Source organism: Streptococcus pasteurianus (genome assembly GCF_004843545.1).
GTDB lineage: Bacteria > Bacillota > Bacilli > Lactobacillales > Streptococcaceae > Streptococcus > Streptococcus pasteurianus.
Window position 1 is genome coordinate 1869414 of sequence record NZ_CP039457.1, and the last position, 12712, is coordinate 1882125.

Consider the following 12712-nt stretch of genomic DNA (forward strand, 5'->3'; position numbering starts at 1 on the left):
TCAAGTAAGGACACGTTATGGAATACTTCTTTTCTGGCACAATTGACCGTATTATTTTTGAAGATGCCAGTAATTTCTTTAAAATTGTATTACTCGAAATTGAGGATACTGATTCAGACTTTGATGATTTTGAAGTCATTGTTACTGGAACAATTGCTGATATTATCGAGGGAGAAAATTATACGTTTTGGGGTGAATTAACGCAACACCCAAAATATGGCGAACAGCTCAGAGTCACACGTTACGAGCGCAGCAAACCAACTTCTTCTGGTCTAATTAAATATTTTTCAAGCGACCATTTCAAAGGAATTGGTAAAAAAACTGCTGAAAAAATTGTGCAGCTTTACGGTGACAATACCATTGATAAAATCCTAGAAGACTCTAGTAAATTAGACAGTATTTCTGGGCTTTCTAAGGAAAATAAAGACAACTTTTTAACCAAACTCAAGCTTAATTATGGTACAGAGCTCATTTTAGCCAAGTTGGCAGAGTATGGCTTGACTAATCGTGTTGCCTTTGACATTTTTAATCAATACAAGGAAGACAGTCTTGATATTATCCAAGAAAATCCTTATCAATTAGTCGAAGACATTCAAGGGATTGGTTTTAAAATCGCTGACCAACTCGCTGAACAATTAGGAATCGAAGCGGACGCTCCTCAACGTTTTCGTGCCGCTCTCGTACACAGTCTTTTTGAAACTTCTATTGAGCGAGGAGATACTTACGTCGAAGCGCGTGATTTGCTTGAAAATGCCATTACTACCCTTGAAGAAGCTAGACAAGTTGAGTTAGACCCCGCAGCCGTTGCCAAAGAATTATCAACACTTATTGCTGAAGATAAGGTGCAAAATGTCGGTACCAAAATTTTTGACAATACTCTTTTCTATGCTGAATCAGGTATCAAAAAACACTTGACACGTATTCTTGATACACCACTCGACCAAAAGTTTTCAGATGATGACTTGCAAGAAGAAATCGCTGACGTTGAGGAAGCTTTCGGCATTTCTTACGACGATGTACAAAAAAATGCTATCAAAGAAGCGCTCAAGAGCAAGGTGTTTATTTTGACTGGTGGTCCTGGGACGGGAAAAACGACTGTTATCAACGGTTTGATTGCTGCCTACGCAGACCTTCATCAAATTGACCTTGAGAAAAAAGAGATTCCTATCATCTTAGCAGCGCCAACAGGACGTGCTGCCCGCCGTATGAATGAATTAACAGGCTTGCCAAGTGCGACTATTCACCGCCATTTGGGGTTAAATGGTGATAACGACTACCAAGCTATTGATGATTATCTCGACTGTGACTTGATTATCATTGATGAATTTTCGATGGTTGATACTTGGCTTGCCAATCAACTCTTTAGTTCCATTTCGTCCAATACTCAAGTCATCATCGTTGGAGATAGTGACCAATTGCCGTCTGTCGGTCCTGGGCAAGTATTAGCTGATTTATTAAAAATTGAAGCTCTTCCTCAACTAGCATTGACTAAAATCTTTAGACAATCAGAAGATTCAACCATTGTTACACTTGCTAATCAGATGAGACTTGGAAAATTACCAGCTGACTTCACACAAAAGAAAGCTGACCGTTCTTATTTTGAAGCAAGTGCACAATATATCCCAGAAATGATTCCTAAAATTGTCAGCGCAGCTGTTAAGAGTGGAATCGACCCACAAGAAATACAAATTCTTGCCCCAATGTACCGTGGCGCAGCTGGGATTAATCGACTTAATACCATTATTCAGGATTTACTTAACCCGCTTAAAGATCAACTCTCGTTTGCCTTGGGTGAGATGAATTTCCGTAAGGGTGACAAAGTTCTCCACCTCATCAACGATGCTGAACTCAATGTTTTCAATGGTGATATCGGCTATATTACAGACCTTATTCCTGCTAAATATACCGAATCCAAACAAGACGAGCTTTACATGTCTTTTGACGGCACTGAAGTTACCTACCCTCGTAATGAATGGCATAAAATCACCCTTGCTTACGCCATGTCAATCCACAAATCACAAGGGAGCGAATTTCAGGTTGTCATTTTGCCGATCACTCGCCAAAGTCACCGACTCTTACAACGTAACCTCATTTACACAGCTATCACCCGCTCTAAGAGTAAATTAGTGATGTTAGGGGAAATTGCCGCCTTTGATTACGCCATAAAAAACGAAGGCGCTAAGCGCAACACCTATCTTGTTCAACGCTTTACAAGCTCCGCTCAAGAAGAAGAAAGTATTGATTTACAAACTGAAATTTCTCAACAAACATCACCTAAAACAGATAATGAAGCTGAGAAAATCACCTCTCCAACTTCTCCCAAAACAAATATTTCTAAAGAAGAAAACATTCAACTGACACTAGATATTGCCGAAAATGAGCAAACACAAACAGAGCAAGAACCAAAAATCTATCGCTTGACAGAAGAAAACTTGGCATTTATCAACCCAATGATTGGCATTACCCAAGCCGACATTGAACAATTTTTTAAGAAATAACAGCCACCCCATGATACTCACAATCATGGGGTTATTTATAACTCAGAGTGTAATACAAATGTTTCAAAGCTTCTACACTTAAAATATTTTGATGTTTAAAACAGTCCAATCCCTTGAAACGACAAGCTTTATCAAAATACTAAGTATTGATAAAAAGCTATTTACAGAGAGAAATTTTGTGTTATAATATTTGTACTATCACATTAGTATAATCATTGTTTTAGGAGGTTTGATATGGTTTCTTATGAAAAAATTCGTCAATCATTGTGTTCTTGGACGCTCTTTATTGCATGGGTAAATGTTCTTGCAGTCCTTGCAAAAATCTTTACTATTATCAGCTACTTCACGTTACTTAATAATCTTGACACCATTAAAAGTACTTATGATGCCGATACTTACCAAACAATCGTGGCAGCTACAAATGTCTGGAACGTTATTATCATGATTGTTGCTTTGATTGCAAATATTGCCATTGCCTTCTTAGCGTTCAAAAATTTACCTAAAATCAAAGAAGATGCTCCAAGCTTGACACCTTACCGCCTTGGTTTGGTTTACACAGTTGTCTATAATGTAACAGGCATTATTCTTGCAGTTGTTTTAGGTAGCACATTATCAGTTACAACCTTCCTTCTCCCAGTTATTTTCCTAGCTCTTTATGGCTATGTCTATGCAAAAGCAGGGCAATTATTAGATAAAGACGAAGAGGAAAATGACGAGGCCGTCACTAAAGCTGAATAAGTATTATAATCTATAAAAATCAATACCGTCTCAGCAACTTACTAAGGCGGTATTTTAATTGTCAAATAAATTCAAGGGTTGGATATTATCCTCTAAACCTGTGACGGTCACCCCCAACAAGCGAACACCCAATTTTGACTCGTCTAAGCTATCGTAAATCGTTTTAGCAACTTGGTCAATCACTTCAAAATCATTGGTGACATCATCAAGGGTTATTCGTTTGGTTAAGGTTGAAAAATCCGAATAACGCACTTTTAAGACAATTGTCCGACCAACTTTATGATTACGTTGAAGCGTGTCAACCACTCGCTGGGCATTCTTTGAAATTTCCGATTTGACATCATCTTCTTCATATAATAATTTACCATAAGTTCGCTCACTTCCAATTGATTTGCGAATGCGGTTAGACTTGACTGGCGAATTTGAAATGCCACGCGCCTTACGATACAAATCATAGCCAAAGCGACCAAAAAGATCGATCAAGGTCATTTCAGGAATTTCCAACAAATCTGCTCCCGTAAAAACACCCAGTTGATGCAATTTTTCAACAGACCGTTTTCCGACACCGTAAAATTTTTCAATAGGAAGTTTTTCTAGAAAATCTTGGGCATCTTCTGGTAAAATTAAAGTTAATCCTTTCGGTTTTTCAAAATCCGAAGCGAGTTTAGCTAAAAATTTGTTATAAGAGACACCTGCCGAGCAGGTTAAATGGACTTCTTGCCAAATATCATATTGAATCATTTTGGCAATTTTAAGAGCTGATTTGATGCCGAGTTTATTTTCAGTGACATCTAAATAAGCTTCATCAATGGACATGGGCTCAACCAAATCCGTATAACGCTTGAAAATCTCACGAATCTGCATACCGACTTTTCGATATTTTTGATAATTACCTGAGATAAAAACGGCTTGCGGACAACGCTCATAAGCTTCTTTTGAGGACATGGCTGAATGAACACCAAATTTTCTGGCTTCATAATTGCAAGTTGAAACAACACCACGTCCACCTGTCTTTCGTGGGTCAGAACCGATAATGACAGGCTTACCTTTCAAGTCTGGATTATCCCGCTCTTCTACCGACGCAAAAAAGGCATCCATATCAATATGAATAATTTTTCGAGAAGTGTCATTAATTAAAGGAAAAATCAACATAAGCCTGTCCTTTCTGATTGTTTCTGAATCTATTATAACAATTTTCATGGTTTTCAACCAAACTTACAAATTTCTAGTACAGTTAAGTGTTTTTTATGGAACTGTACTAGAAAAGATTATCGTTTTTTGCGAGTTTTCTGCTTTGGAAAACGCTTCCTTTGTGATAAACTATACTTGTAAATGTAACAGATGGTCTGTTACTAGAATTTAAGGAGAAATCTCATTATGGCGACTGTTAAAACTAATACAGATGTTTTTGAAAAAGCCTGGGAAGGCTTTAAAGGTACTGACTGGAAAGAAAAAGCCAGCGTTTCTCGTTTCGTACAAGCTAACTACACACCTTATGATGGTGATGAAAGCTTCTTAGCTCCTGCTACAGAACGTTCACTTAAAGTGAAAAAAATCATTGAAGAAACTAAAGCTCACTACGAAGAAACACGCTTCCCAATGGATACTCGTCCAACATCAATCGCAGATATTCCTGCCGGCTATATTTCAAAAGACGACGAACTAATCTACGGTATTCAAAATGATGAGTTATTCAAACTGAATTTCATGCCAAAAGGCGGAATTCGTATGGCAGAAACAGCTCTCAAGGAACATGGCTATGAACCTGACCCAGCTGTTCACGAAATTTTTACAAAACACGTAACTACAGTAAATGACGGTATCTTCCGTGCTTATACATCAAATATCCGTCGTGCACGTCACGCACACACTGTAACTGGACTTCCAGATGCTTACTCTCGTGGGCGTATTATCGGTGTTTATGCTCGTCTTGCTCTTTACGGTGCTGACTACTTGATGAAAGAAAAAGCCAACGACTGGAATGCAATTACTGAAATTGATGAAGAATCAATTCGTCTTCGTGAAGAAGTTAACTTGCAATACCAAGCACTTGGTGAAGTTGTCAAACTTGGTGACCTTTACGGTGTTGATGTCCGCAAACCAGCGATGAACGTTAAAGAAGCTATCCAATGGGTAAATATCGCATTTATGGCTGTTTGTCGTGTTATCAACGGTGCTGCAACTTCTCTTGGACGTGTGCCAATTGTTCTTGATATCTTTGCAGAACGTGACCTTGCTCGTGGTACATTTACAGAATCAGAAATCCAAGAATTCGTTGATGATTTTGTCTTGAAACTTCGTACTGTAAAATTCGCACGTACAAAAGCTTACGACGAACTTTACTCAGGTGACCCAACATTCATCACAACTTCTATGGCTGGTATGGGTGCTGACGGACGTCACCGTGTTACTAAAATGGACTACCGTTTCTTGAACACACTTGATAATATTGGTAATGCTCCAGAACCAAACTTGACAGTTCTCTGGACTGACAAATTGCCATATTCATTCCGTCGCTACTGTATGAAAATGTCACACAAACACTCTTCAATCCAATACGAAGGTGTGACAACAATGGCTAAAGACGGTTATGGTGAAATGTCATGTATCTCATGTTGTGTATCACCACTTGACCCAGAAAATGAAGAACAACGTCACAACATCCAATACTTTGGTGCTCGTGTAAACGTCCTTAAAGCTCTTCTTACTGGTTTGAACGGTGGTTACGACGATGTTCACAAAGACTACAAAGTCTTTGATATTGACCCTGTCCGTGACGAAGTTCTTGACTTTGAAACTGTCAAAGCTAACTTTGAAAAATCACTTGATTGGTTGACTTCAACTTACGTAGATGCCCTTAACATCATTCACTACATGACTGATAAGTACAACTACGAAGCTGTCCAAATGGCATTTTTACCAACAAAACAACGTGCTAACATGGGATTCGGTATCTGTGGTTTTGCAAATACTGTTGATACCTTGTCAGCAATCAAATACGCTACTGTTAAACCAATCCGTGATGAAAATGGTTACATCTACGATTACGAAACAACTGGTGATTACCCACGTTGGGGTGAAGATGACCCTCGTTCAAACGAATTGGCAGAATGGTTGGTAGAAGCATACACTACTCGTCTTCGTAGCCACAAACTCTACAAGGATGCAGAAGCTACTGTATCACTTCTTACAATCACTTCAAACGTTGCTTATTCAAAACAAACTGGTAACTCTCCAGTCCACAAAGGTGTTTACCTTAACGAAGATGGCACTGTGAACCTTTCTAAACTTGAATTCTTCTCTCCAGGTGCTAATCCATCTAACAAAGCTCGTGGTGGTTGGTTGCAAAACCTTAACTCACTTGCAAGCCTTGACTTCTCATACGCTGCAGATGGTATCTCACTTACAACTCAAGTTTCTCCACGTGCCCTTGGTAAGACATTCGATGAACAAGTTGATAACTTGGTAACTATCCTTGATGGTTACTTCGAAAACGGTGGACAACACGTTAACTTGAACGTTATGGACCTTAAAGATGTCTATGACAAGATTATGAGTGGTGAAGATGTTATCGTTCGTATCTCTGGTTACTGTGTCAACACTAAATATCTTACAAAAGAACAAAAAACTGAATTGACACAACGTGTCTTCCACGAAGTTCTTTCAATGGACGATGCTGCTGAAGCCATTGCTGGAAAATAAGAGTAGAAGAAAAGACTTTGTCAGTTGACAAGGTCTTTTTTTGTTTTTAAAATATAGCTATGAAAATCAAACAGACACGAAATACATTATCAGATACTTATTTAGATGCTGTCAGAATCCGACAAGTAGTCTTTGTTAAGGGGCAAGGCGTGCCAATGTCACTTGAAATCGATGAGAACGAGGCTTATTGCCTTCATTTTGTCCTTTATGATGAGCAAGGTCAAGCAGCCGCTACCTGCCGTATTTTGCCAAATAAAGACCATAGTGAAGCGACACTACAACGCATGGCGGTACTCCCAGCCTATCAAGGACAAAATCTTGGAAAACTTCTCTTAGAGGATGTGATTCAATTCTGTCAAAAACGAGGCTTTAAACGCATGGTATTACACGCGCAATTAACAGCAAAAGGTTTCTACGACAAGCTTGGCTTTACTTGCTCCGGCGAAGAATTTGAAGAAGCTGGTATCATGCATATTAGCATGGAAATAAGTCTTTAAATCCCAATTTGTAAAATTAAGTTAGACATAAAAAACCATCTTAGCACAAATGAGCTTGTTATAATAGAGGTTGGAGAGGGGTGAGATTTATCCAAACTTCCATATAGAATTCGTTTATTTATAAGGGGTATTATCATTGATGAGAAGAGTAAAAGTGTGATGCTTACTTTGGCTGAATGCTTGTCAAAAGCCATCACCTTTGATTGTAGTAAGGAATTTTCTAATTGGAAATCTCTTCCAATGCACATGACATTGATATTTTCTTTGCGGATCTAGGTTGTCCTGGGCAATATAAACTAAACGAACACTCAAACGGCTTATTGATGAGGTGGACTGCTGCAACAAATGGGGTTCTCAACTCTCTCAAGAATTTTTATCAGCTATCGCTGGTAAACGCAATTGTATCCCTAGAAAATCTCTTGATTACCAAACATCCTATCAAGTGTTTCTGAACTACTGTAAGATGGACAATTTAATTTGACAAATGGGAATAAAAGAATAAAAATTTTCACTGCTGTAACATTGCCTAAAAAACTGCTAAGAATAATAAACTTAGCAGTTTTGTTTTTTTATAGCTCGATATTTTCTAAACTCTTACCATTAGTCTCAATAACCTCTTTATACCAATAAAAACTATCTTTTTTATATAAATTACCAGAACCGTTGCCGTAATCATCGTAATCCACATAAATATATCCGTAACGTTTAGAAATTTCTGCCGTACCGGCACTAATAATATCAAATGGCGCCCATGAGCAATAAGCAAAAATATCACACCCATCTTCAATAGCATTTTGAAGAGCTTTAATATGCTTACCTAAGTAATCAATACGATATGTATCGTGCACTTTATTCCCCTCTTCTAATACATCAACATATCCGAAACCATTTTCACCAATCATCATTGGTACATGGTAACGATCATGATAGTTTGACATTGTGCAATATAAACCTTGAGGATTAATAGCCCAGCCCCACTCATTTGCTTTTAAATATGGATTGTCTACTGTATCATCGGCATCCATACCATTTTTATTTGCATCAACGCAGCGAGAATAATAGTAACTTACACATAGAAAATCTACTGTATATTTTGCAATTAATTCTAAATCCCCTTCTTCAATTTTGATATTGAGATCATTTTTATCAAAATATTGAATAACAAATTGTGGATATTCTCCTAAGATTTGAACATCTCCAAAGAAGTATTGCATACGATTACGACGTAATGCTAATTCAATATCCTTAGGATTGCATGTATATGGATTAATGATACAGTCTGCTAGCATTGTCCCCATTTTAAAATTAGGATTAATCCTTTTAGCTAATTTAACTACTTTAGCCGAAGCTACAAATTGGTGATGAATACCTTGAAATTGTGCTTCTAAATAGTTATCGGTTTTATCTTTTAAAATACCAAGTGAACCAAAGCATTCATATTGAATTAAATTAATTTGGTTAATAATAATCCAGTATTTGACTTCGTCTTTATATTCTTTTAACACTGTTCCACAATATTTTACAAATAAATCAATAACTTCTCTGGAACTCCACCCATTGTATTTTTCAACTAAATGTAATGGCATTTCATAGTGGCTCATTGTCACGATTGGTTCAATACCATATTTCTTTAACTCTTGAAAAACATCATGATAATGTTTTAAACCTGCTTCATTAGGTTTATCTTCTTCACCTGTAGGAAAAATGCGAGTCCAAGCAATTGACATACGGAAACATGTGAACCCCATTTCATGTAACAAAGCAAAGTATTCTTTATACCTATAAAAGAACTCGACTCCTTTATGGTTAGGATAATAATAATCATCATTACCTTTAAATTTTTCAAAAATCTGACTATCCAAGTGATTAAAATCCAATTCTTTGCGATTTAAGTTTGGTAAGTATGGATGAATATCGGCCGTACTCATCCCTTTACCATCTACATCCCAAGCACCTTCACATTGATTAGCGGCAATAGCCCCACCCCACATGAAATCTTTTGGAAAACCATGTCTCACTTCTTTAATCATAATTAAACACCAACCTTTTTAAGACGTTCATCAATTGATTCAAAAATTTCGATCAATTGACGGGCTAACTCATATTCACTTTTTATAGTCATAAGTGTATCTTGTGCATGAATAAATAATACATATAATTCATGTTTCATTCCGTTAGCTTCTTCTTGAAGAACTTTTGTTTGAGTTTGGTGAGCTTCTATTAATTCTTTCTCTGCCTGAGCTATTTTTTCTTTAGCTACTTCAAAATTAAATATTTTGATATTTTGTAAAGCCTCTACTATATAAGTTCTTGCGTCTCCAGCATGCAAAATCATTTGCATCGCTACTGTAGTCATTTCATTATTCATATTTATAATTCATTCCTTTCGTTTCACTCAAGGCACAACACTGAATGAAAAAGTGTTGTGCTCTTTATTTTAGTTTATAATTAAAGCGAGAAAGCCTATCACAACTACAAATCACGGGGAGGAGAGTAAGTGAGTGGTATAGCCACTACCTCGCATATTTATAGGTGTAGTTCTTCCCATCAAGCACAACTAACTGTGACTGTGAGCACGTAAACTTATAATTGAATAAGCGACTCGTTTGTGAAAGGGAAGAGCAGTCAAGGGATAGGCTCTTCTCAAATTTTTGTGAAGGGAGACCCCTCATGTTAAAAATTGTTTACCCAAATTGTTGTGGCATTGATGTGCATAAAACTTTTATCGTAGCGGTTATTGCCATCACCGACAATCACGGAATCACTAGCTACCACCGTAAACGTTTCTCTACCTTTACGAACGGACTTCTTCAGCTACGAGATTGGTTAGAATACTATTCATGCTTTGATGTCTGTATGGAATCTACTGGTAAATACTGGATTCCTGTTTTCAATATCCTCGAAGAACACACCAATATCTATTTGGCTCATCCTAAGTATGTCAAAGCTATTCGAGGCAAGAAAACCGACAAAAAAGATGCGCAATGGATTGCCGACCTCTTCAAGCATGACCTCGTTGCTTCTTCTTTTATCCCTCCTCTCAAAATCAGGCAACTTCGTGACCTCTTCCGCTACCGCATGAAGCTGTGTGAGCTTCATGCGGTAGCGAGAAAAATCGTTACCAGAACTGCCTCACTTGGTCTAACCTCCAGATTGCAAGTGTCGTTTCCGATGTTTTTGGAAAGAGTGCTCAAAAGATTATTAGAAGCATCCTTGACAATCCAGACGAGAAACCAAACATTGAACAGTTGGTTCACAAGAGAATGATGGATAAAGTTCAGGACTTAGAAATCGCTACACAAGGAGACTTAACCTCTGAACAAGCTGAGAAAATCAGAGTTATCAAAGCCCACTACGATGCTCTCGCTATCTGTAAAGAGGATTTAGAACAGATGATTCGTGAACTGGGGCGTGAATACCAAGAACAAGTCAAGCTCATTCAAAATGTACCTGGTTTCAAGGATGAACTCTCTGCTCTCAGAATCATTTCTGAAATTGGAGCAGATATGTCTGTTTTTGAATCTGCCGGGAAACTCTGTTCTTGGGCGGGACTAGTCCCTACCAACAATGAGAGCGCTGGCAAGAAATACTCTACTCGCATTTCCAAAGGTGGCAGATACCTCAAACCATTTCTTGTACAAATCGCTAACGCTGTTGTCAAGTCAGATAAACATCCCGAGTTTCGGAACAAATATCTCAAGCTCAAGAAGCGTCGTGGACACCGAAAAGCGATTATCGCCATCTGCCGTAAACTTCTAGTAGCTATCTACCAAGTGCTTCTTAAGAAAGAAAACTATAACCCAATCTTGCAAGGCTTAACCGAAATTAGAAACCCTGACAAGACAATGTCTGTTCAAGATGCTATTCGATTTGCACAACAACATGGATTCAATGTTAGTTAGGTTTTTAAAAATTAAGGTTTAAAACCTCTTTTTAGTGTGCCCAAAATTGGGGTAAATAATAAATCAATTAACTTTTATTTTTTTCAAACTTCTCCTTTTTTAAAATCTAACTATAGTTCTAAAGATAAATCTAAATCTTCAATTTCTTCAGATTCTTCTTTTAAACATTGGTTTTCGTAAGCTTTAAAGAACGGAAACCAAATTAATGAGTTAATTACTACAACCAATACAAATAAGACTAAACTTTGAATTTCAGGGCATACTAACCAAGTAGCAATTGGTAGGGGCATTTGATATAAAGTGAATAATTGAGATGGGATTGACACTAAACCAGCCCTTAATACACAGTACACGATAATAGGGATGATTAACGCATTTAGTAAAAATGGGATAATTAAGGTGAAGTTCCAAGCAATTGGAGCACCAAAAATGACTGGTTCATTAATATTAAAAATTGATGGAACAATTGTCGCTTTACCCACAGAACTTAGTCTTTTTGATTTAGATTTTAACATCATGAGCACCAATGGTAATGTACCACCTTGCCCTCCAATAAATACCCACCCACAATAAATGACTTCAAATGTCGTAATATTGGTAGCAGGCAAGCCAGCAGCAACAGCTTCTGCATTTGCTGCGATAGCCCCTAAACAAATAGTAAATGTAATCGGAGTGATAATCCAACTTGAAATACCAAATGAATATAGTAGTACTGGTAAGAAACAAACCAATACAAATCCAGGTAATGTTTGAGCTATTTCAACAATTGGGTTGAACAACGTAAGAATTATCGCAAAAAAATCGAAGTTTAATGCATAAACTAAAATATAACCAACAATTAGAATGATTGAAATAGGAATCATATTATCAAACCATTGCTGTACAAAATCAGGAATCGGGCTATTTTTACCAAACAATGAGAATTTAACAGAAATACTCATGATAACTGAAGAAACAACACCAGAGAATAATGCAACTAACATACCTGCTGCACCAAATCTGGAAAAATCAAATAATGCGCCAGTATCTGTGAACTCGGGACGAATTAACATCATGAATAAACAAAGTGAACTAAAACCAGCTAAGATCTTCTTTTTGTCGAGCTTTTTCTTCTCCATAATTTGGTATGGTAATAAGAATGCTACGAATAGTGAAAACAGCCCAAATGAAAATTGATTAATTGGATTTAAATCAGGTAATGCAGGAATGAAGTTTCTAAATAAAGATACTACTGAAATCAAGGAACCAACAAAAATCATTGGAAGTGATAACATAATTGCATTTTGAATTGATTGAATCCAAATATTTTTGCTAACCTTATTAACCCTTGGCGTTAAGCTACTGTTTAGCCAAGATATAAACTTATTCATCATAG

General features: G+C 37.1%; 7 protein-coding genes and 3 pseudogenes. 6 read left to right on the forward strand and 4 right to left on the reverse strand.

From position 1 onward, the window contains the following. Positions 1-17: 17 nt before the first annotated feature. Both recD2 and E8M05_RS09760 read left to right on the forward strand, forming a co-directional pair. Positions 18-2210: pseudogene (gene recD2 / locus E8M05_RS09755) on the forward strand (SF1B family DNA helicase RecD2); the annotation flags it as partial. 522 nt (positions 2211-2732) lie between these two features. Next, positions 2733-3236 (forward strand): hypothetical protein, encoded by a 504-nt coding sequence (locus tag E8M05_RS09760; RefSeq protein WP_003066453.1) that lies wholly within the window; start codon positions 2733-2735, stop codon positions 3234-3236. A 54-nt stretch (positions 3237-3290) separates the two neighbouring features. Here E8M05_RS09760 and dinB read toward each other — a convergent pair whose 3' ends face one another. After that, entirely contained in the window at positions 3291-4388 is a 1098-nt protein-coding gene (dinB, locus tag E8M05_RS09765) for a DNA polymerase IV (RefSeq protein ID WP_041973777.1), read from the reverse strand. 225 nt (positions 4389-4613) lie between these two features. Here dinB and pflB point away from each other — a divergent pair, with 225 nt between their 5' ends. The 3 genes and pseudogenes from pflB to E8M05_RS11640 form a co-directional block, all read left to right on the forward strand. Next, on the forward strand, positions 4614-6938 hold the full coding sequence (pflB, locus tag E8M05_RS09770) for a formate C-acetyltransferase (protein ID WP_003066455.1): 2325 nt from the start codon (positions 4614-4616) through the stop codon (positions 6936-6938). A gap of 59 nt (positions 6939-6997) precedes the next feature. After that, a complete protein-coding gene (locus E8M05_RS09775; protein ID WP_003066456.1) occupies positions 6998-7435 on the forward strand; it encodes a GNAT family N-acetyltransferase in 438 nt (145 codons plus the stop codon). Positions 7436-7615: 180 nt separating this feature from the next. Then, a pseudogene (locus E8M05_RS11640) lies at positions 7616-7916 on the forward strand (transposase); the annotation flags it as partial. An 88-nt stretch (positions 7917-8004) separates the two neighbouring features. Here the strand turns inward: E8M05_RS11640 and E8M05_RS09785 are convergent. Both E8M05_RS09785 and E8M05_RS09790 read right to left on the reverse strand, forming a co-directional pair. Further along, a complete protein-coding gene (locus tag E8M05_RS09785; RefSeq protein WP_003066457.1) occupies positions 8005-9465 on the reverse strand; it encodes a glycoside hydrolase family 1 protein in 1461 nt (486 codons plus the stop codon). A gap of 2 nt (positions 9466-9467) precedes the next feature. Then, entirely contained in the window at positions 9468-9791 is a 324-nt protein-coding gene (locus E8M05_RS09790) for a PTS lactose/cellobiose transporter subunit IIA (RefSeq protein WP_231557404.1), read from the reverse strand. 314 nt (positions 9792-10105) lie between these two features. On the opposite strand from E8M05_RS09790, the pseudogene E8M05_RS11750 reads away from it, so the two are divergent. Beyond that, positions 10106-11337: pseudogene (locus E8M05_RS11750) on the forward strand (IS110 family RNA-guided transposase). A gap of 110 nt (positions 11338-11447) precedes the next feature. Here E8M05_RS11750 and E8M05_RS09800 read toward each other — a convergent pair. Further along, entirely contained in the window at positions 11448-12710 is a 1263-nt protein-coding gene (locus E8M05_RS09800) for a PTS sugar transporter subunit IIC (protein WP_013852250.1), read from the reverse strand. Between the last annotated feature and the right edge of the window lie 2 nt (positions 12711-12712).